Below are 20,612 nucleotides of genomic sequence, written 5' to 3' on the forward strand. Positions count from 1 at the left end.
CCGCCTGCAGGAAATTACCTGCTGCCGTAGAACCGGGCGGGATTGGTGACGAAGACCTTTTCCCGCAACGTGGCGTCCGGCGTCCAGCGGTCGAACAGATCGACCATATGGCCGACATCCGGCAGCGTCGCGTCGTTACCGATAAAGGCCCAGTCGCTCCCGAACACCAGCCGGTTGGGCAAGCGTTCCAGATACGCGTCATGGAACGGCCGCACTTCATCGAAATCTGGATATTGCTTGGAAACCCGCCCCGGGGTCAGCTTGATCCAGAAATCGCTGTCCTCGATCCGCTCTAGGAAGCGCTGGAACGCCAGATCGTCGCGTCCGGCGGCAACGTTGCAAAATGCCATGTGATCGAAGATCACGGGCACCTGCATCGATTTCAGCTGCTCGAAATAGTCGAGGATCAGCGATTGCGTCGCCCAGATCTGGAAATGCCAGCCGAGTTCGCGGAAGCTGGACACCAATGCCGCGAGATCGGTCATCGCCAGCGTACCCGGCTTGCCCGATGCGTGGCCGTGGTCGGTGATACGAACACCGCGCATCCCCAATCGATCGTATTCCTGCAGTTCCGCCGTGGTGATATCTGCGGGCAAGACCCCAACCCCGCGCAGCCGCGGCCAATTCTCGGTGACCGCATCGCTGGTGGTCGAATTGTCCCAGCCGTTCGCCGACGGATGCACAAGCACACCGTGGTCGAAACCGACTTTGTCCAGCATCGCAATGTAATCCGTCACCGGCGACAAAGGCGGCTGGTACGGCGGGTTGGGCAATAGCGGATACCGATCGTACGGGCCGAACACGTGCGCATGACAGTCCCATGCACCACGCGGCAAAGGCTTTTGCGGCTGGGAAACCGGCCGCGGAATCTCGACGCGCGGGGGACGGACGTCCGACATGTGATCCTCTCCTATTATTCTTGAAACTCATAAGCGGTGAAAGCGCAGACCACTCAACATAGAAGTTCTCCGCGTCGCTTGCGTTTCTGTAATGTGATTGAGGCCGGTCTCCTCAGTGTCGATGGAGAAAATATCGGCCGTCCGGCCTCCTTATGGCGCCTGATCGGCCGTGGTAGTCACGGTGCGGGCGGTATCCATGCCGCCTAGCAGATCAACGGCGGTCGCTACCGCCATACAGGCGGTCGACAGTTGATCGACGCCTGCCGCCCTCGGAGTTTCAATATGCGCTCGATAACGCACTTCATTCACGGCACGACCGCGCCGCTCGCCGGAGCGCGGCTGGCGGACGTTTTCGATCCCTCCACGGGCGAGGTCCAGGCTCAGGTCGAACTGGCGACGCCCGATCATCTGCAAAAGGCGGTCGATTCTGCGCTGGCGGCACAGCCGGCCTGGGCCGCGACCAATCCTCAGCGTCGCGCGCGCGTGATGTTCCGCTTCAAGGATCTGATCGAACGCAACATGGATGAGCTCGCACGCATGCTGTCACAGGAGCATGGCAAGGTCATCGAGGATTCGAAGGGCGATATCCAACGCGGGCTGGAGGTCGTGGAATTCGCCTGCGGCATCCCGCACCTGCTGAAGGGCGACTATACCCAGGGCGCCGGGCCGGGGATCGACGTTTATTCCATGCGACAGCCACTTGGAGTCGTCGCCGGCATCACACCGTTCAATTTTCCGGCAATGATCCCGCTTTGGATGCTGGCACCAGCCATCGCCTGCGGTAACGCCTTCATCCTGAAACCGTCGGAACGCGATCCATCGGTGCCGGTGCGGCTGGCCGAACTGGCGCTGGAGGCGGGCTTGCCGGCGGGCATCCTCAACGTCTTGCATGGCGACAAGGAGATCGTCGATGCCATCCTCGATCATCCGAAGATCAAGGCGGTCAGTTTCGTCGGCTCCTCCGATATCGCCAATTACGTCTATGGTCGCGGCGCCCAGAACGGAAAGCGCGTTCAGTGCATGGGTGGTGCAAAGAACCACGCCATCATCCTGCCCGACGCGGATCTCGATCAGGCAGTCGCCGACATCATTGGCGCCGCTTATGGTTCGGCGGGCGAACGGTGCATGGCCTTGCCCGTCGTGACGCCGGTCGGCCAGGCGACAGCCGAAGCACTGCGCGCCCGATTGATCCAGGCGATCGGCGGCCTCAAAGTCGGCATCGCAACCGACACCGATGCGCATTATGGCCCGGTAATCAGCGGAGCGCACAAGGCGCGGATCGAAGCCTATATCCAGATGGCGGCCGACGAAGGCGCAGAAATCGTCGTCGATGGCCGCGGCTTCTCGTTGCAGGGCTTCGAACACGGCTTCTTCCTCGCCCCAACGCTGATCGATCACGTCACGCCGGACATGCAAAGCTACCGCGACGAGATATTCGGCCCAGTGCTCCAGATATTGCGCGCCGAGACGTTCGAGGAGGCGTTACGCTATCCGAGCGAGCACCAATACGGCAATGGCGTCGCGATCTTCACCCGCAACGGCGACGCGGCGCGAACGTTCGCGGCCGAGGTCGAGGTCGGCATGGTCGGCATCAACGTGCCGATCCCCGTGCCGGTCGCCTATCATAGTTTCGGCGGATGGAAGCGATCGGGGTTCGGTGACCTGGACCAATACGGCATGGACGGCGTGCGCTTCTACACGCGAACCAAGAAGATCACGCAGCGCTGGCCGTCCGGTGGCTCGGTCGTCGATCAGAGCTTTGTCATCCCGACGATGGGATGAACGGCAGAATCGACGAGCCGTCCGGTCGGCGGCGGACACATGCAATAGGAGATGCTTGGATGTCGTATCCCTTGACCGAACGTCTGGCCGAATTCGCCGCCGCGGTGCGCTTTGACGATCTGCCGGAGGCTGCGCTCAGCGCGGTGCGGCTGGGTTTCACCGATTGCGTCGCCTGCCTGCTGGCCGGCAGCAGCTCACCGCATAGCACGATGTTGCTGGAGGCGATTGCCCCCCGCGACTTGCATCAGGGCGCGCGCCTGCTACTCGGCCCGCGCCGCGTTTCGGTCGAGGATGCCGCGCTTATCAACAGCGCGACCGCGCATGCGCTCGACATGGACGATATCGCGCTCCGCGGCAGCCATCCCAGCGCCGTCCTGGTCCCGGCGATCGTCGCGCAGGCCGAGGAACTGGGCTCGAGCGGGCGCGACATGATGACCGCCTATGCCGTTGGTTTCGAAGTCTGGGCGCGCATCGTCGAGCGGGAGCGTGATTCATATGTACCGAAGGGCTGGCACATGACCGCGGTGATCGGCCCCGTCGCCGCTGCGGCAGCACTGGCGAACCTTCGGCGCCTGTCTCCGCTGGAGACGCGCAACGCCATGGCCATCGCCGCGTCCTGCTCTGCCGGCACGGTCGCAGGCTGGACCGGCACCAAGCCGTTCCAGGTCGGGCGCGCCGCCCAGTCGGGCGTGGTCGCCGCGAAGCTGGCGGCGGGCGGCATTTCCGGTTCGCCAGTTGCGTTGGAGGGCAGGAACGGCTTGCTCGTCGCCTTGTCGCCGAAAGGCGATCTCGACCTGGATACACCGTGCGACGATCTGTTCGAAAAATGGCGGCTGACCACGCAAGGGCTGCACGTCAAGGTATTCCCGTTCATCCTCGGCACTCACCGCGCGCTGGACGGCATCCTCGATCTGGTGCAGCGCCACGATATCGCACCGGACCTGGTCGAGAAGATAACGTTGAACCTCGGCCTGGCGCAGGCTGCCTTCCGGCAGATGAGCGACGGATCGGGATCGTTCAACGCGACCTGGATGTGGCTGGCGGCGGCCAGCGCGGTGATCGCCCGCCGCGCGACGCTGGCGGAATTGCAAGTCGAATTCCACGACCGTCCGGACGTTCGCCGATTTCAGTCGATCCTGGAAATACAGGATCGCGCCGACATCGCGCCCGACCGCGAACCCAATCTCGGCTATTCGCGCATCGTGACGCTGCACCTGACGGACGGTCGCGAACTGACCTCCGAACCGGCCGATTTCTACCCCGGGCATTGGACGCGGCGGCTATTGCGCGAGCAATTGCAGGCGAAGTTCAACTATCTCGCCGGCGATGTCGCACGCGACCTGGGGCTCGACGATCTGTTCGATCGATTGCAGCAATTGGAGACGCTTGGCTCGGTGACGGCGTTGCTCGATCCGAACTGACGACCCCGGCCGCGGATCCGCCCCACCGGTACTGTCTTCACCGGCGTCGGACGAGACTCTCCTGGGCTACCTCGGCAACCAGTCGGCCATCGCGATCGAACAGTCGGCCGTGTGTCATCGCGCGTGCGCCGAACGACCAGCTGCTGTCCGTCTCGAACAGGTGCCAATGGTTCAAGTCCGGCGTACCGTGGATCCACAGAGCGTGATCCAGGCTCGCTGACTGGACGCCGGGCATGCCGGGACGAATGCCGTGCGGCAGCATCGACGTGCGCAACAACATCATGTCCGAGGCATAGGCGATCAATGCCCGTTGCAGCATCGGGTCCGCTGGCGATGGCGTTCGGCAGCGGACCCACGCAGCCGCGCGCGCCGGGCCGCGCCCGGTGCCATAGGCGCGTTCGGGATCGACCGGCACGATCATGATCGGGCGAATGTCGAAGCGTCCGGCCGGATCGGGAAGTCCCGCCGCGATCCGACTATGTCGCCAGTCCTGCAACGCAGATAGCGCCCGCTCCGGATCGCCGTCGATCGGGGCAATGCTCTGATGTACCGGTCCGTCTTCGGTCCGGTGGAACGAGGCCGACAGGACGAGCAGGTCGCCCCCCTCCTGCACCGCGGTTACCTGACGGGTCGAAAAGCTGCGCCCATCGAACGGGGTGGTCACGCGGTATTCGATCGCGCCGCCGGCGCCGCCCGGTTGTAGGAAATAGGCATGCAACGAATGCAGCGCTCGTCCCTGTTCCTCGACCATCATCGCCGCCATGGCGGCTTGCGCGATCAGCTCGCCGCCGAACACCCGGCCATCGAACGGCGACGCTGGCGCGCTGACGAACCGGTCGCACGCCAATCGCTGTAGTCGGAAGGCGTCGTAAGCGTCGATCGACGTCGCTGACGTTGCGATAGGCAAGCTGTACCTCCGTTGCCATTTTCGCCGCAACGCGCGATCATCATGTGGTCAAGACGCGCCGCTGGGTCGATCGCTTTGGGTGCGAAGAACAGCCATCGGCGGCCTAGGCGTCAGTTCCAGGCGGAAACCGCCTTCGCCTCGAGAAATTCCTCGATGCCGAGCCGTCCCCCCTCGCGCGCTCGCCCGGAACGCTTGACCCCGCCGAACGGAGAGCCGGCACCGCGCGGCTTGCCGTTCATCTCGATCATGCCGGCCTCGAGCACGCGCGCGAGCCGGCGGCGGCGATCGACGTCGGACGTCTGCACATAATCGCTGAGACCATATTGCGTATCGTTGGCCAGCGTGATCGCGGTCTGTTCGTCGTCGAACGGGATGATCGCCAGGACCGGCCCGAAAATCTCTTCGCGCGCGATCGTCATGTCGTTCGATACATCCGCAAAGATGGTGGGCCGGACGAAGAAGCCCTTGTCGACACCGTCCGGACGACCCGGACCGCCCGCGACCAGCTTTGCACCCTCCGCCACGCCGATCTCGATCAGCGACTGGACGCGCGCATATTGACGCTGTGAGATCACCGGGCCGATATGCGCGCCTCCGTCGGCAGACGGACCGACGCTGACCGTTGCGGCAACCCTGGCCGCGGTCGCCACGGCATCATCGTAGATCGATCGCTCCACCAGCATCCTGGTCGGGGCGTTGCAGCTCTGCCCGCTATTGTTGAAGCATTGGCGGACACCACGTTCCACCGCCATGTCGTCGGCGTCCGCGAAAATCAGGTTGGCGCCCTTGCCGCCCAGTTCGAGGCTTACGCGCTTCAACGTCTGCGCCGCGACTGTCGAGATCGAGATGCCCGCCCGGGTCGATCCGGTGAAGCTCACCATCTCCACGTCCGGATGCGCGGAAAGCCAGGTGCCTACACCCAGTCCGTCACCATGGATCATGTTGAATACGCCTGCCGGCAAGCCCGCTTCGTCCATGATCTCCGCAAAGAGATTGGCCGAAAGCGGCGCGATTTCCGATGGCTTGAGCACCATGGTGCAACCGGCGAGGAGTGCCGCGATCACTTTCAGCGTGATCTGGTTCATCGGCCAGTTCCACGGCGTGATCAGCGCGGTCACGCCGATCGGCGTCATCAGCAGCCGATCGTCCGGCGCATGCGCCCCGAGCGGCCGTTCGAACTCGAAATCCTCCATTGCCGCCAGATAGTTGGCGATATGACGCGCGCCGATTCCGACCTGTGCCCTGCGCGACATATCGATCGGCGCCCCCATCTCGCGTGAAATAGCCTGAGCCATCTCCTCTGCGCGGCGGTCGTAGATCGCCTGTATGCGCTTGGCCGCATCGACGCGCACCGCCGAGTCTGCTGCCGCCCAGCCTGGAAAGGCAGCAGCGGCAGCCGCAACCGCCTCGTTGAGCTGCGCTTCGTCGGACAGCGCCAGCGTGCCCCATTGTGCTTCGCTCGTCGCATCGACCAGCGCCTGACGGTCGACGGACCGGGTCTTCTGCCACTGGCCGTTGATATAGACTTGATCGAGTTCAATCATTTTACGTTCCTTCGCACTCACGTCGCCTATTCGCCCCGGTACACAGGCTTGCGCTTCTGCTGAAACGCAAGCCGCCCCTCGATGCGATCCTTCGAATCGCGCAGCACGCCCATGGTAAAGCGTTCGGCCTCCAGTCCCGCCTCCAACGTCGTGTTCAGCCCCTGATAGGCGAGACGCTTGACCGCGCGGACGGCTAGCGGGGCGTTGCCAGCAATCTTTTCGGCGATCGCCTGAGCCTCATCCATTAGGCTTTCCTTCGGTACAACCTTGTTCACGAGGCCGATGCGCAACGCCTCCTCAGCGCTGATCGGTTCGGCTGTCATCAACATCATCAAGGCGTTGGTCAGGCCGACCAGCCTCGGCAGACGCTGGGTGCCGCCAGCACCTGGTATGCTTCCGATACGGGCTTCGGTAAGGCCAAGCCGCGCAGTATCCACCGCGATCCGGATATCGCAGCGCATCGCCAGTTCCAGACCGCCGCCCACGGCAATACCGTTGATCGCTGCGATGATCGGCTTGTCCGTCGATAGCCGCGATCCGCCACCCGAGTCGTTGCCGAACGTAAGCTGAGCAAACGATTCCGCGGGCGGCATCGTCTTCTTCAGGTCGGCGCCGGCACAGAAGGCCCGGTCGCCAGCGCCGGTGACGATCACAACACGGACGTTGTCGTCATCACGAACTGATTGCCAGCATCGGTCAAGCGCCTGCGTCGTTTCAGGATCGAGCGCATTCATAGCTTCGGGCCGATTGAGCGTGATGGTGGCCACATGGCCCTTAACGGAATAGTCGACAGCCAACCTGCGTCCTCCCCAAATATATAAATGTTTTGGGCCTCGCGACCTTGCCGCGGATACAAGTCGGTCGCGCTCGATTCATCAAACGAGAATTCGGCACGGTCGATTGACTATCCTGTGTCTCGTAAGCACGGAAAGCCACGGCTTCTGAACGTAGAAATACCCAGCGTAGCTTGCGATCGGTAATTGAAGCGGTGGCCGCTTTGCTCATGCCCGGCGGACGAAATATCGATTGGCCGTTCAGCTTATACCGGCGGCGGCGGCATGGTACGACTGCATCCTATTCGGTGGAGGGTCGGAAATGACGACGGTGACGATCTGCGGTGCGGGGCGGATGGGACATGCGCTCGCGCTCGTCCATGCCCTGGGCGGGTGCCAGGTCCGACTGCACGACCGCAATGCCGACGCACTTGCCGCCGCTCGTGCCGCCATTGCGCAGTCGTTCGAGACGTTGCGCGACGCGGACGGGGATATCGATACAGCCCTGCCCGCCATTGATATTACGACAGATCTTGCCGAAGCTGCGCAAGGCACCGATCTTTTCGTCGAAGCCGCGACCGAGCAAATGACGATCAAGCATGCCATTTTTGCTGAGGCCGACCGCTGCTGCCCTGACAATGCGATCTTGACGAGTACGACCTCAATGCTCGACGTATACCCTTGCGTCCCGCCCCGGCGGCTGCCGCAGTTCTGTGTGGTCCACTGGTATTCGCCGCCTTACATTATCGACCTCGTCGAGATTGCGCCTGGCGTGGCGACCGATCCGGCGATTACGCTGCGATTACGTGATCTTTATGCTGCCATGGGCAAGAAGCCGGTCGTGTTCGACCGATTCTTACCGGGCTACGTCGCAAACCGGGTGCAAAGCGCAATCACGCGCGAAATCATGTGCATCCTAGACGAAGGCCTCGCCACGCCCGCGCAGATCGACGACTCGCTTCGCTACGGCATCGCGCTGCGGATGGCGCTGCTAGGTCATCTGATGCGGTCCGATTTCGCGGGCCTGAAACTGGTCGAGGCAAACCTTTCCGCGTTGACTGAGCCCGGTGCTATTCCCGCGACGACATTGCGCAAGCTGGTAGCGGAGGGTCATGACGGCGTGGCGAGCGGGCGCGGGTTCTACGATTATGAGGGTCGCGAGGCACAGCAACTCTACCGCGAACGTGACCGCAAGCTAGTCGCGCTGACAAAGGCTTTCGCGGCGATCGGGCCGATCGAGGCCGCGTGTTAACCTTCCCGTCCTAAAGGCGGCGGCGGACAAGAATTCCTTTGCCGCTTCAGCGACGAGCATGCCAACCTAAGCGAATTTGCGAATGTGGTTCAGGGCCCGCATTGCGCGACCAGATGTTTCTGTCTCAACCATATGCCAAGCCTTCAGATCGGTTGTCTCGTGGGTCCACGGCTCATGGTCTGGGCGCGCCGACTGCACGGAGTCCGGAGTTCGAAGGAAAGCGACATACTTCGCCGAACTTTTCTGCGACCCTATGGGAGCGTGCGACCACTCCGGTCTAGTCTCCGTCAAGGTACTAAACCGCATGATCGTGCTGGCAGCCGAGATTGAGTTCGGCTCGCTTGATCCTCAGTAATACTCGTATGGGTCCGTACGAGGGGCATGCTATTATCGATGAAACAGAACCACAGGCTGAGGTGCAGGATGACGGTTTTTGACTATCCGTACGAGAGCAATTCGGCGCATCCGCAGTTAATTGAACCCCGATACCGCCCGTCCGTCGACGTCGCGCCGCAACAGGCTCTTATCCGCATTCCCCCCGCGCCCGCCGACCTGACCGGACCGGTCTTCGGTCATAGTTCTGTGATGCCGGGCGATGCCGATCTGACTTCGCGTTGTGCCGCCGCGCCGGTCGGCGAACGGATCGTCGTATCGGGCCGCGTGTTGGACGAGGACGGTCGTGGCGTCCCGTCGGCTTTGATCGAGATCTGGCAAGCCAACGCCTCCGGCCGCTACGTGCATGCCGCGGACGACCGGACGGCCACGCTCGATTCCAATTTCGACGGCGCCGGGCGCGTCCTCACAGACGCGGAAGGGCGCTACAGCTTCTTGTCAGTCAAGCCGGGGCCGTATCCAGTCGTTGAGGCGCGCCGCTGGTGGCGGCCCGCCCACATCCACATGTCGGTGTTCGGGCTGGCGTTCACTTCGCGGCTAGTGACGCAGATGTATTTTCCGGGCGATCCGCTGCAGCAATACGACGACATCCTGCAATCCATTCCCGATGTCGCCGCGCGTGAGCGGCTGATCTCCCGGCTGAATCTTCAGGACTCGGTTAACGGCACGCTCGCCTACACTTTCGACATCGTGCTGCGCGGCCGCCGCTCGACTCCGTTGGACACGCATTGATGGCGGGCATCACGCCTTCGCAGACAATCGGCCCATTCTCTGCCTTCGCGCTCACATGCAACGAACCCGGAAAATCCTATGTTGGGAAGCAACTCGTCACCAATCGGCTCGTTGGGCCGGAGGAAGCGGGCGAACGGATTACGATCACCGGGCGCGTGCTGACCGGCACCGCGGAGCCGCTGCGGCTGACGCTGATGGAATTCTGGCAGGCCGATGCACAGGGCCGCTACCCAACCGATCGCGGGCATGTCGGGATCGGATCAAACTCCGGCTTCGCCGGCTTCGGGCGCGTGGAGATCAATTGGAACGGCGACTATGCGCTGGAAACGATGAAGCCGGGCGCCACCGTCGATCCCCAGGGCCAACGACACGCAGCGCAAATCAGTGTCATTATATTCACCCCGTGCCTGCTGATGCCCTTACGGACGCGCATCTATTTCGCAGACGAATCTGGCAATGACGCTGATCCCGTGCTGGCGATGGTCCCGACAGAGCGCCGCTCGACGCTGATCGCCCAGCGGGAAGGGGATAATTATCGGCTGGACATGGTGACGCAGGGTGACGGAGAGACGGTTTTCTTCGACGTGTAACGCGCGCTCCGGCTGGCTTACCTCGGCCACTCGGCGTTAAAATAAGATCGCTCAGTTTGCAGACATGGTCTCTGTGCTCCATCATGGTTGGTGGCAGAAGGTGCGGGCATGACAACACGATCTTTGATTCCGGTTACGGCCTTGGTCCAGTCCGTGCCGCCACCCCCCGGCATGTCCCGCCGTGATCGCAACAAGCTCGACAAACGCAGGCGCATCATCGCGGCGGCACGTGAGCTGTTCGGGCGCCAAGGCTTCGACGGCACGACTACGCAGCAGATCGCGACCGAGGCAGGCGTCGCGTCCGGCACGCTGTTTCTCTACGCTCGGACCAAGGAAGACCTGCTGGTACTTGTCTTTCACGAGGATGGCACCGATCTCGTCGCAGGTGCTGCCCGTGCTGCTGCGCAGGAACGCGCACTCGAGGACCGATTACTCGTCTTCTTTGGACGCCTAGCTTCTTACCACGAGCGTGACCCGGAGCTGGCTCGGGCTCTTATGAGACAATTGACATATGTCGCGCGGCCCGACTCCCGCGAGCTAGTCGGCCGCCTGATGCGCACGATCTATCGCGAACTTGCACTGATGATCGAACGCGCCAAACGCGACAGCATCGTTGATCCGGAGACGCCGACGCTCTTCGCGGCGCGGACAATCTTCGCGCTGTACCACCACGAACTGGGATCGCTGCTCGGCGGTTATATAAACCGTTCGCGCTTCGACCGTTTACTCCGCAGTCAATACAAAATGCTCCTGTGTGGCTTTGGAGCGGACCGACCCGGCCGCTTTTCGCCTCGCACCCCTATAACAACCAATAGGCACCGCGGCGCCGGGAACGAAGTCATGCCTGCATAAAACGGATAGCCGTCACGTACAGGATTGTAACGCCGCGAGTGATCTGGCTGAGCGACGATAATGGCCGACACCCGGTCGCACACCGACTTGACGAGCGCCGCGCATGGGTTTGCCGGTATCAGCCCCCAGGCTTACCGCGCCTCGTCGCCGATTCAAAATCGGCGAGGCGACCAACGTCGGCCACGTCGCACCTTGCTCACGCGAGCATCTGGTTCGCCGCCACGCCGCGCTCCGGAACGCGGCATCGTGCCGGCCTTACCGATCGTATCAGCCTCGGTAATCCGCCGGCAGGCGCCGACTGCCGAGCACAAACGCCAAAGCGGCGATAGGAAAGCCAAACGCAGCGGTCAGCATGGCGACTCGCAGGCCGCCGCCGGTCCCAAGATTCATGTTCACCTGGGCTAGGTCGCTGACCAAGCCAAGCAGCACCGGACCGATCCCGAGCCCGACAATCGAAATGTTGAATAGAAGCACGGCCGAGATCGTCGCGCGCAGCTCGGGTGGCACGATGCTCTGCGCGGTCGCGTGGAGCGGACCAACATAGCAGACCGCGAACAGGTTGAGCGCCGCGATGCACGCGAAGGTGGCGATCAGATCGTCCAGCGAGATGGCCAGCACGTAGAAAGGGATGCACGCCGCCGCGGCGATCGCCGGGATGAGCAGATAGGCCTGCACCCCGCGCCGGGCCCAGCGGTCACTCAGCACTCCGCCGAGCCAGGTGCCGATCGAACCCGGAATGCCATAGGCGAGCCCTAAAATCAGGCCTAAGAGCGCGATTGGCTTGAAGCCGAGCTGCGCGCTCATATCCGCGAGCTGTGTCGCATGGACGCGCAGGATGAAAGGAGCGATATAGATCGAGACTGCATAGCCCGTAACCGACATTGCCCCGCTGGCGAGCAGCAGGTAGCGGAAGGTCGGGATGCGGTACAGAATGCCGAGCGCCTGGAGCAGCGGAAGCGGCGCGGTCCGGCGATACGACGCGACGTGATCTACGCGCGGTTCGCGAAGGAAAACGAAGGCGAGTGCGGCGAGGACTAGCCCCGGTACGCCGGCCACGACGAACGCGACTCGCCAGCCGTGATTGGCCGCCACCCAGCCGCCCAAGGCCAAGCCGAACAGCGCGCCGAGCGGGATGCCAAGCGAATAAATGCCGAGCGCGCCCGCGCGCTGCTTGGCGGGCGTGTAGTCGCTGATGAGCGAATGCGACGGCGGCGTGCCCCCGGCTTCGCCCACGCCGACTACGAGCCGGGCGAGCGCGATCTGTGTAAAGGTCTGGCACGCGCCGCACATCGCCGTCGCTGCGCTCCACACCAGCACCGCGGCGGCGATCAGCTTGGGCCGGTTGCGCCGCTCGGCAAGTCGGGCGATCGGGATACCAAGCGTCGCATAGAACAAGGCGAAAGACAGCCCCGACATCACGCCGAGCTGCCAGTCGGCAAGATGCAGCTCCAACTTGATCGATTCCGCGAGGATGTTCATTACTGCGCGGTCGACAAAATTGAAGGTGTAAATCGCTAGCAGCAGCGCCAGCGCGCCGCGTCGATACAATGCTGAATAAGCTGGCACACCACCGGACGTCAGCGTTTGATCCGCAACGGTTCCGGGCGTGACGTCGGTCCCCATTCCTACTCTGGCCACGCCGTCGGGCGAACCGACCGCCGGATCGGGTTGCGCGCTGTCCACTCCCATCGTCTTCTTCCGATCATCAGGTCTTTGCCGGCTTTACCCGCCGGGCCGGTTCCGCCCGTCCGCGCCGTTGCCGCGCGGTGCTGACGTAAAGCCGTACCCCTTTGAACAGCCCGCAGCCCGCCAATCGGTCAACCGACAAAATGGACGGGGCGAATGAGCTTTTATCAACCCACCTTAGCTTTTTCGGCGCTAGGCTGGACGGTCGGCACCGCCGCATTCCGGGCCGCCACCGCCGCGTCCAGCAGCAGCGGGATGAACCGCCGCTCCGCCTCAGCGCGCGCGAGCGTCCGAGCGAAATAGGTCAGCACGACGCTACCGAGCGGGCGGCCTTCGTCCATCAGAGGCACGGCTAGGCTGCAACTTCGGTTTCTCCCGCTGTCGAGGCGGAACGCAAAGTCCGCAGCGCGGACTTCGGCCAGCCGATCGCGCACGGCGTCGAGATCGATCGGCGGGCGATCGGCGCGTTCATCGGCATCACAGATCAAGTCGAGATGCCGCTGCTGCACGTCCGCCGCGCAGAAGGCGAGGTAGGCCAGCCTCATCGCATAATTCAGCATCGGCAGATGCGCGCGGATTTCCGGATTCCACGAGGTAAGCGGGCTGTAGCGGTGCGTGCTGTAGCGGGCGGTGATGGTGTAGTCTTCGGGAACGCCCAGCGCGCACGGCCAGAGGTGGTGCCTAGTGATGCGGTAACCCCCAGGCCCCAGAAACGCCGGCCATGGTAACCGATCTTGCCAGACGGGGGATTGTCGGCATCCGCTTCTTCGGAGTCGGAATCAAGGACAAGAGCGCGTGGCCCGGTAGCCCGGAATCCAGCAGGGTCTGGGCGCTCGCGTAAGAGTTGGGGCTTCTTGTCGACATCGAGGCGCCGGCCGCCAATGGTCCGGCGCTTATTCCCATCATTGAGAACATGGCCGACCGTCATTCCGCCTTGCCGATCGTGTTGGACCATGTATTCCTGCCGGTTGTGACCGATCCGGATTATGGCATCGGTTCCCAATGCGATGGTTTTGCTGCTCGCGACAACATTTCGGTCAAATTCACATCGCTGAGCATGGACGTTGCGCGCGAGCAAAGGGTCCCTCCCGAGGCGGTGCTTCGCCGCGCGGTCGACTTCTTTGGGGCCGACAAGGTGATGTGGGGATCGGATATCGGAACGACGTCGGGCAGCTACTCCGAGATGATCGCGAGGGCGTTCGACCCGGCGGCAATGCTTGATAATAAGGAACGGTGCAAGGTGCTGCACGATACCGGGCTACGCATATTTGCCAGCTGACCGTCGGCACCGGGAGACAGTTCATTGGCGCTTCCTGATCCGTTTGCCGCCGGGAAAAAGTATGCTCGGGCGGGTGCAATGCGGCATCGGCGAACGGAGCAACCGACCATCGATTGAGGGAAACTCAAACGAAGCAATTTTAAATCGGGAGTACTTATTCGTGACCGTGGTACCGTACGGGTTGTGAATAGACAAGCTGACGATGAGAGGGCGACGGTCGCGCGCACGACTATCGCACTTCCCAGCAAGTAGAGTTCTATCAACGGCCGCGTCCGAAATCATTTTCGGACGATGGTTTCTCTCGTTTTATAAAAATAGCCGGTAACCGGTTTAAGAAATCAGGAGAGGTTATGTTGAAATCGTTTCTGCTCGCGACCGCAGGATATGTGGCCCTGACGACTGGCGCGACCGCCCAGGTCGCGTCGCCCGCCCAACAGCCCGCCACGCCCACGACATCGTCGCCCGGGACGCCTCTGCCCGAGGTATTACCGACCGCATCCGATAGCGCGGATGACCAGGATATCGTCGTCACCGGCTCGCTCATCCGCGGCACGGCGAAGGATACGGCTTTGCCGGTCGCAGTGGTAGATCGGAACGAACTCCTACGACGCGGTACGCCCAGCACGCTCGACATCATCAAAAGCTTGCCGAACGTCGGCGCTGTGTACGGAGAGACCAACCAGTTTAATGGAAATGCGGCGTCTCAGTTCGGCACCGGCAGTATCAATCTTCGGAGCATCGGCAACCAGCGCACATTGGTTCTGATGAACGGACGCCGCATCGTGTCGGCGCCCGGCGCAGCAAGCGGCGGCGCTGATACCGAAATGATCCCGGCAGCGGCGATCGGCCGGATCGAGGTGTTGAAGGACGGCGCGGCAGCGACATACGGCTCCGATGCGATCGCCGGTGTTGTCAACTTCATCACCCGCACGAAGTTCACCGGAGTCGAACTCAACGCCAACTACCGTCTGGTCTCTGGTTCGGACGGCGATGTTGATGTCAGCGCGGTGTGGGGAACGTCCAACGAGCGCGGCAACCTGCTGGTGACGGCAGGTTACCAGCATCGCTCGGTTCTGAATTCGCAGAAGCGCGATCTTCTGCGCGGCAACTACTTCGTCAATCCGACGGGTTACTCGCTCAACGGAAATCCCGGAACGTACGTGGTGCGCAACGGAGCAGCTGCCCTGAGCGGTCCCGTCCAGGACGCTAATTGCGCAGCGTTCGGTGGGATCCAAGCCTATAGCGGCGTCACACCGGCATGCGCCTATTATTACGTGCAGTTTCTTAACCTCGTCGAGAATACCGACAAGTATCAAGTCTATGTCGAAGGCAATTACAATCTGACCGACCGCATGAAGGTCCATGTTGAGGGTCAATATTCGAGCACGTCTCTCCCCAACGATGCGTTCGGGCCAAGCTATACGCTGACCAACGGCCCGAACGGGCCGGGCGGAACGGCACAGTTCGTCATTCCCTCCTCCAATCCGGGGTTCAACACCTTCCTGCAACAAACGGGTAACGCGGCGCTGATCGGCGCGGCGACAGGCGCGACCGGGTTGCTGTACCGCCCGTTCGGCTACGGAGGCCTTCCTTCGACGGGCGGCAAGGCCCTATACGGCCATGTCCACAACCAACTTTATCGGTTCGCCGGGGGCGTCACAACGGAGATCGGGTCGAGCACCACGCTGGATATCGGAACGACCTATTCGCGACAGATGAACCTCAGCATCGCACCAGATATGCTCGTCTCGCGCCTGCAATCGGCACTTAACGGCCTAGGTGGCCCCAACTGCACCGGCACCACGCCCGGGGCGAATGGTTGCCTCTATCTCAACCCGTTCAGCAACAGTTCTTCCGGGAACGTTGTCCGGGGATTAAGCAATCCCGGATATGTTTCCGCCAACGCTAACGACCCTGGCCTTGCCGCGTGGTTGTACGATAACGATCGCGGCTTCCGACAGGAGCAGTCGCTATTCGTGGTCGATGCGGCCTTGAGCGGAAAGATCGGATTCCTCGAGTTGCCGGGTGGTCGAATCGGCTGGGCGGTCGGTGCGCAATACCGGCGAGGCACTTACCTGCTGGAGCCGACCGACGACCTGAACAACGCCGCCATCAACCCTTGCCCGACGCCGGGGGTGACGACATGCGCGTTCAAGACCGGTCCCTATGTCTTTCAGGGTCCGTATCCGTCCGCAATCCGCCTGCAGGACAGCATAAAAGCTGTTTTCGCCGAACTGCAGCTTCCGGTGCTCGATACCGTGAATTTGCAGGCAGCGGCACGCTACGAAGATTACGGGGGTCTGACCGGATCAACGTTCAATCCCAAAGTCTCCGCCAAATGGCAGGTGGGCGAGCCGTTCGCGTTGCGCGCCTCGGTCAGCACGACATTTCGCGGGCCGCAATCGATTGACCGTGCTTTTGCGGGTGTCACCCAGAATCAGGGTCTCACGGCGATCGGCAACCAGTTCAAGCCGGTTGATGTCTTCGGCAACCCCGCGGTACAACCGGAGAAGGCTTTTACATACAGTGTCGGGGGTATTCTCAACCTGCGGGGTCTGACCGCGACGGTCGATTATTGGCATTACAAGCTGCGCAATCAGATCGTCCCAGTACCCGCCAACATCATCTCGACCGCAGTGGCAGGGGCTGGGAATGGTTCGCAATTCGTCAACTGCGGCAGCGTGCTGCGCAACCTCATCACATTCGATCAGAGCAATACCTGCGTCCAGGGAACGACGACCGCGAATAACATTAGCCGGATTCGAAGCGACACCACTAACGGGCCGACAGCGACGATCGCGGGACTTGACTTAGATGTAGTCTATACGATCCGTGACGTTCTTGGTGGACGTTTACAACTCGGCGTGCAAGCAAGCCGGATGCTGACGTATAAGGAAGGTGACTTCGTCTATAATGGCATCACCGTTACGCCAGGATATTCGGCACTCGGGTTTGCGAATTATACCCGAATTCCGGGCACCGTTTCAAAATGGCGCGGCACCGGCTCAATCGATTATGATCATGGCATCCACAGCGCTCGGTTGCAGTTCAATTACGTCGATGGCGTCACCGACAATCGTGGCCCGACTGTAGTGCAGTCGGGGCCGGTAGTAGGTGGATGCTCTGTGGCAACTGCAGCCACCACCCCGGGCTGTACCCTCATTACCTACGGGTTGAAGGTTGCCAACTACTATACCTTCGACTTCACTTACCGCGTACGGCTGTCATGGGATACGACGGCGACTTTTACCGTCGACAACATTTTTGACCGCGGAGGATCCCCGGCGCGCTTGGAATTGAGTTACGATCCGTTCATCGGTAGCGCTATCGGCCGTAACTTCCGGTTCGGCATCCAAAAGACTTTCTGAAAGACGATGAACGGCCCATCCGGTGCGCCGTTCGTCAAGGAGTTAACTGAATGTCCGATCCTTTCAGTCGCGGGGACGGCCGATGTTTGCAAGAAATGTCAAAAGATGTTCGTTGAACAGGTCTGGCTGTTCCCAATGTGTCGCATGTCCGGCGTCCGGAATGCATGCAACCGTCGCGTCGTGAATATGTCCAGCCAGCCTTTGCAGCAAAGGCGGCGGCATGTAGAGGTCGCACGAGCCGGTCATCAGCAGGCATGGCAACCGTATCGCCTCAACCTCTCGCCAACCAATCGCCGCCATTTTCATCGGCAATCCGGTTTCGGGCGAACGGGCGCGCGATACGAGGTCTTCCCATCGTCTAGTCCCTTGCGGACAGGTAGCGCGGTATGAAGGGCCAAGCTCGCGGAACGCGGCGGGCAGTTGATGAAAACCCGGTGGCAGCAGCGCTTCGCAGATCGTCTTAAAGATAGGCTCGTCGATACCCGCGAGGCTGGAAGCGATTGTCAGGCTGTACACGTCGTCAGGCCGGTTGATGGCGTAATCGAGGCCCGAAAATCCGCCCGCGGCGGTCGCGACAAGATGAACCCTGCCGAGCGCCAGATACGCGATCAGGGCGGCGATATCGGCAACGGTGCGGCCGGGAAAATCGCCGTCGTCCCGGCTTGAACCGGCATGGCCACGCCGCGAGAACGCAACGGCACGGTATCCGGCGGCCGCAAGCACCGACAGCTGGTAACCCCAAGAGTCCAGGCTGCCAGTGAATGCGTGGAGCAGAAGTACGCACTCGCCCGCCCCGCCTGTGTCGAGAAATGCCAACTCGGCACCGTTCACCGACGCTATTCCTCGTGCGACCGCGGGTAGGGGTGGCTCCGCGCGATACGGCTGCAAGGCGCCTTTACCGCACGCCGGTCCGGCAAGACTGCTGCTAATCGCCAACCTCCGCCACATCATTAACGTATGGGCACTACCATAACGAGCGTGTCCGACTTGGCAAAGTGCAACACACTGGCAATCAACCCTGATGATTTCTACCAAGCGTGAGATTTTATCGTTTGGTAATGCCGCGCGGCAAGAGCTGGTTGTCGATGATACGGTACCCGAACAATTCCGGCAGGACGGTGGGATTGTCTGCGTAAATCGTCGGCAAAGGCGATTAGTAAATGCTGGTGGACGTTATCGCCGGCGATATCCTGATCGCGGTCCGTTGCCGATGATCGAGGAGCAGAGCCTGGAGGTCGGGTTTCCCCCCACTTCGTGACGTTGGCGAGAGGTAGTCTCAAATACGCAGCCTTGCGCAGTTCTGGTGGTCGTCGCCAATCCCATGGGAACAGTTTGTGGAGTTGGTTCTGAGATCGATCAGTGACGCGGGCGGGGGCATCGTCGAGCCATGCTTACAATCACCAAAAAAGGCAGGCTTGACGAAGCTACGACAATCTTTAAAGTGAGTGTAGTCATAAATAGGATGAACCGATTATTCTTTGCGACTGCGGGCGGCGGCCAGAGACAGCATACATGGCCAGCAGCAGTGCTCTGGCCGCGAGAGTGGAGAGGTCGCTCGATCTGTCAATCGGCGGCAAACGGATCGCGTCGTTCGATTGTATGGACTGCGCCTCGCCAATCGACCGGCGCAGTCGCGACGTGGGCATGCACGGGTCGGTACTGCCTACCTATATAAACGAGCTCGTCCGGCGACGCTCGCAGTAACGCTGTCCAAAAGATCCCGGCACCAAGGCAACAAGTCGGCCACTGTCGCACGGCAAACTATGCGTGGCCTGACGTAGGGGGTGATGGCTTCAAAGAGCGGATCGGGGCGTGATCCCGGCATCGCGATAGGAGAATACGATGTCGGTTACCGAGATATCTGAAAACCTGCTCGACGCGGGGTTGTTTCCCGCCGAGCAGGGCCCGCCGCACCGGCTGTTCGACCAGTGGCGTCAGGCCGATCCGGTCCATTGGAACCCGCCCAATGCCAACTATGTTAATCCGCTACCGCGATCCTCGGGTGTGAAAGGCTTCTGGGTGCTCACCCGCTACAAGGACGTGTTCGACGTCTCGATGGACCAGGAGCGTTTCAGCTCGCACGAGAATAGCATCGTCGTGTGGGATTTCGAGGGTGAGGCACTGGAACGGCAGCGCGCAAACTTCATGTCGATGAGGCCTGCCGATCATACTGCGATCAAGAAAGTTATCATGCCGCCTTTCATGCCCAGGGCGTTGGCGGTACTCGCGCCCGAGATCGAGCGGTTGGCAAAGGACATTGTCGATGGAGTCGCAAGCCGCGGAGGTTGCGAGTTCGTCTTCGATGTCGCGTCCCGCCTGCCGGTCTATACGTTCTGCGAGCTGATGGGGATTCCAGAAGAATACCGCGATCAGGTGGCTGATTATGGCAATGCGCTTGCTGACGTCGAAAGCCGATCAATTCATTCTGCCGACCCAACGATCGGCCTGTTCGCGATCGCGCAGAACCTCGCCGATGAAAAACGCCGCAACCCCGACGATCGCTTGATGAGCGCGATGGTCAACGATAAGACACTCAATCTGGATGAGGCGGCAATTAACCAGTTCTTTCTGGTTTTTGCGATGGCGGGGCATGAAACAACTCGCTCTACCGCAGCCCACTTTATTAACCTAATGCACCGATATCCGGACCAATATGCGCTACTGCGCGGCGATTTCGAGGCCCACATCGACAATGCGATCGACGAGGTTTTGCGCTTCACTTCTACCACCACCAACTTCACCCGCACCGCGATGCGGGACACCGAGATCGGTAGCCACGGCGTGACCAAGGGTGACAAGATTTACCTTTCTTACGCTGCTGCCAACCGGGACCCGGCGGTATTCCACGACCCGCATTGCTTCGACATCACCCGCTCGAATGCCAAACGCCACTTGGCGTTCGGGGCTGGACCGCATATTTGCGTCGGCGCCCGTCTTGCCAAGATGCAACTGCGCGAGTTGCTTAAGCAGATCATCGTGCGGATCCCCGATATCCATCCGGTCGGAGAACCTGAATGGCTACGTTCGATCTGGTTCAACGCCATCATAAAGATGCCCGTCGAATTTGGCCCCGAAAGGCCCAATGGTCGCCCTACAATCGTGAGTAAGCAGAGCTAACGTCCTCGCTGTTTCTC

The 20,612-nt window shown here is 61.5% G+C and carries 16 protein-coding genes; 9 read left to right on the plus strand and 7 right to left on the minus strand.

Annotated elements, in window-relative coordinates; all coding sequences use genetic code 11:
- Window positions 1-14: 14 nt before the first annotated feature.
- The gene (locus tag AC1MH0_RS20320; protein ID WP_480965977.1) at window positions 15-899 is read right to left on the minus strand and encodes an amidohydrolase family protein; all 885 of its coding nucleotides are present in this window, start codon (window positions 897-899) and stop codon (window positions 15-17) included.
- A gap of 282 nt (window positions 900-1,181) precedes the next feature.
- On the opposite strand from AC1MH0_RS20320, the gene AC1MH0_RS20325 reads away from it, so the two are divergent.
- The gene (locus AC1MH0_RS20325) at window positions 1,182-2,681 is read left to right on the plus strand and encodes a CoA-acylating methylmalonate-semialdehyde dehydrogenase (protein ID WP_480965978.1); all 1,500 of its coding nucleotides are present in this window, start codon (window positions 1,182-1,184) and stop codon (window positions 2,679-2,681) included.
- 59 nt (window positions 2,682-2,740) lie between these two features.
- Window positions 2,741-4,102, plus strand: a complete 1,362-nt coding sequence (locus tag AC1MH0_RS20330; protein WP_480965979.1) for an MmgE/PrpD family protein — start codon at window positions 2,741-2,743, stop codon at window positions 4,100-4,102.
- A gap of 37 nt (window positions 4,103-4,139) precedes the next feature.
- Here AC1MH0_RS20330 and AC1MH0_RS20335 read toward each other — a convergent pair whose 3' ends face one another.
- The 3 genes from AC1MH0_RS20335 to AC1MH0_RS20345 all read right to left on the minus strand — a co-directional run bounded on the left by AC1MH0_RS20335 (window position 4,140) and on the right by AC1MH0_RS20345 (window position 7,350).
- On the minus strand, window positions 4,140-5,009 hold the full coding sequence (locus tag AC1MH0_RS20335) for an acyl-CoA thioesterase (protein WP_480965980.1): 870 nt from the start codon (window positions 5,007-5,009) through the stop codon (window positions 4,140-4,142).
- Window positions 5,010-5,119: 110 nt separating this feature from the next.
- Complete coding sequence (locus tag AC1MH0_RS20340; RefSeq protein ID WP_480965981.1) at window positions 5,120-6,553, minus strand: aldehyde dehydrogenase family protein; 1,434 nt, start codon at window positions 6,551-6,553, stop codon at window positions 5,120-5,122.
- A gap of 26 nt (window positions 6,554-6,579) precedes the next feature.
- Window positions 6,580-7,350 carry an enoyl-CoA hydratase/isomerase family protein gene (locus AC1MH0_RS20345; RefSeq protein WP_480965982.1) on the minus strand — a complete coding sequence of 257 codons (771 nt, stop codon included), beginning with the start codon at window positions 7,348-7,350 and terminating at the stop codon, window positions 6,580-6,582.
- A 229-nt stretch (window positions 7,351-7,579) separates the two neighbouring features.
- Here AC1MH0_RS20345 and AC1MH0_RS20350 point away from each other — a divergent pair, with 229 nt between their 5' ends.
- From AC1MH0_RS20350 to AC1MH0_RS20365, 4 genes are all read left to right on the plus strand, one after another.
- On the plus strand, window positions 7,580-8,578 hold the full coding sequence (locus tag AC1MH0_RS20350) for a 3-hydroxyacyl-CoA dehydrogenase family protein (protein WP_480965983.1): 999 nt from the start codon (window positions 7,580-7,582) through the stop codon (window positions 8,576-8,578).
- A 423-nt stretch (window positions 8,579-9,001) separates the two neighbouring features.
- Window positions 9,002-9,703 carry a dioxygenase family protein gene (locus AC1MH0_RS20355; protein WP_480965984.1) on the plus strand — a complete coding sequence of 234 codons (702 nt, stop codon included), beginning with the start codon at window positions 9,002-9,004 and terminating at the stop codon, window positions 9,701-9,703.
- The gene (pcaG, locus tag AC1MH0_RS20360) at window positions 9,703-10,293 is read left to right on the plus strand and encodes a protocatechuate 3,4-dioxygenase subunit alpha (protein WP_480965985.1); all 591 of its coding nucleotides are present in this window, start codon (window positions 9,703-9,705) and stop codon (window positions 10,291-10,293) included. The genes AC1MH0_RS20355 and pcaG overlap by 1 nt, the downstream gene beginning before the upstream one ends.
- 171 nt (window positions 10,294-10,464) lie before the next feature.
- Window positions 10,465-11,145, plus strand: coding sequence for a TetR/AcrR family transcriptional regulator (locus AC1MH0_RS20365; RefSeq protein ID WP_480965986.1), 681 nt, complete (start codon window positions 10,465-10,467; stop codon window positions 11,143-11,145).
- Between the two features lie 267 nt (window positions 11,146-11,412).
- Here the strand turns inward: AC1MH0_RS20365 and AC1MH0_RS20370 are convergent, their stop codons facing one another.
- Together AC1MH0_RS20370 and AC1MH0_RS20375 are read right to left on the minus strand one after the other, a co-directional pair.
- Window positions 11,413-12,834 carry a spinster family MFS transporter gene (locus AC1MH0_RS20370; RefSeq protein ID WP_480965987.1) on the minus strand — a complete coding sequence of 474 codons (1,422 nt, stop codon included), beginning with the start codon at window positions 12,832-12,834 and terminating at the stop codon, window positions 11,413-11,415.
- 164 nt (window positions 12,835-12,998) lie between these two features.
- Window positions 12,999-13,376: a hypothetical protein gene (locus AC1MH0_RS20375; RefSeq protein WP_480965988.1), complete on the minus strand. Its 378-nt coding sequence runs from the start codon at window positions 13,374-13,376 to the stop codon at window positions 12,999-13,001.
- A gap of 299 nt (window positions 13,377-13,675) precedes the next feature.
- On the opposite strand from AC1MH0_RS20375, the gene AC1MH0_RS20380 reads away from it, so the two are divergent.
- Complete coding sequence (locus AC1MH0_RS20380; RefSeq protein ID WP_480965989.1) at window positions 13,676-14,110, plus strand: amidohydrolase family protein; 435 nt, start codon at window positions 13,676-13,678, stop codon at window positions 14,108-14,110.
- A 353-nt stretch (window positions 14,111-14,463) separates the two neighbouring features.
- Window positions 14,464-17,478 (plus strand): TonB-dependent receptor plug domain-containing protein, encoded by a 3,015-nt coding sequence (locus AC1MH0_RS20385; RefSeq protein WP_480965990.1) that lies wholly within the window; start codon window positions 14,464-14,466, stop codon window positions 17,476-17,478.
- Between the two features lie 63 nt (window positions 17,479-17,541).
- On the opposite strand, the gene AC1MH0_RS20390 is transcribed toward AC1MH0_RS20385, so the two are convergent.
- Window positions 17,542-18,309 carry an alpha/beta fold hydrolase gene (locus AC1MH0_RS20390; RefSeq protein WP_480965991.1) on the minus strand — a complete coding sequence of 256 codons (768 nt, stop codon included), beginning with the start codon at window positions 18,307-18,309 and terminating at the stop codon, window positions 17,542-17,544.
- 1,011 nt (window positions 18,310-19,320) lie between these two features.
- Between AC1MH0_RS20390 and AC1MH0_RS20395 the strand changes: the two genes are divergently transcribed.
- Window positions 19,321-20,595 carry a cytochrome P450 gene (locus tag AC1MH0_RS20395; RefSeq protein ID WP_480965992.1) on the plus strand — a complete coding sequence of 425 codons (1,275 nt, stop codon included), beginning with the start codon at window positions 19,321-19,323 and terminating at the stop codon, window positions 20,593-20,595.
- The last annotated feature ends 17 nt before the right edge of the window (window positions 20,596-20,612 follow it).

The sequence above is a fragment of the Sphingomonas sp. AP28 genome, assembly GCF_056680455.1.

What these genes read in the sequence shown, in the direction of transcription:
- AC1MH0_RS20320 (WP_480965977.1), bottom strand. Translation starts at nt 899, where the DNA reads ATGTCGGACGTCCGTCCCCCGCGCGTCGAGATTCCGCGGCCGGTTTCC.
- AC1MH0_RS20325 (WP_480965978.1), top strand. Translation starts at nt 1,182, where the DNA reads ATGCGCTCGATAACGCACTTCATTCACGGCACGACCGCGCCGCTCGCC.
- AC1MH0_RS20330 (WP_480965979.1), top strand. Translation starts at nt 2,741, where the DNA reads ATGTCGTATCCCTTGACCGAACGTCTGGCCGAATTCGCCGCCGCGGTG.
- AC1MH0_RS20340 (WP_480965981.1), bottom strand. Translation starts at nt 6,553, where the DNA reads ATGATTGAACTCGATCAAGTCTATATCAACGGCCAGTGGCAGAAGACC.
- AC1MH0_RS20355 (WP_480965984.1), top strand. Translation starts at nt 9,002, where the DNA reads ATGACGGTTTTTGACTATCCGTACGAGAGCAATTCGGCGCATCCGCAG.
- pcaG (WP_480965985.1), top strand. Translation starts at nt 9,703, where the DNA reads ATGGCGGGCATCACGCCTTCGCAGACAATCGGCCCATTCTCTGCCTTC.
- AC1MH0_RS20365 (WP_480965986.1), top strand. Translation starts at nt 10,465, where the DNA reads ATGTCCCGCCGTGATCGCAACAAGCTCGACAAACGCAGGCGCATCATC.
- AC1MH0_RS20370 (WP_480965987.1), bottom strand. Translation starts at nt 12,834, where the DNA reads ATGGGAGTGGACAGCGCGCAACCCGATCCGGCGGTCGGTTCGCCCGAC.
- AC1MH0_RS20375 (WP_480965988.1), bottom strand. Translation starts at nt 13,376, where the DNA reads ATGAGGCTGGCCTACCTCGCCTTCTGCGCGGCGGACGTGCAGCAGCGG.
- AC1MH0_RS20395 (WP_480965992.1), top strand. Translation starts at nt 19,321, where the DNA reads ATGTCGGTTACCGAGATATCTGAAAACCTGCTCGACGCGGGGTTGTTT.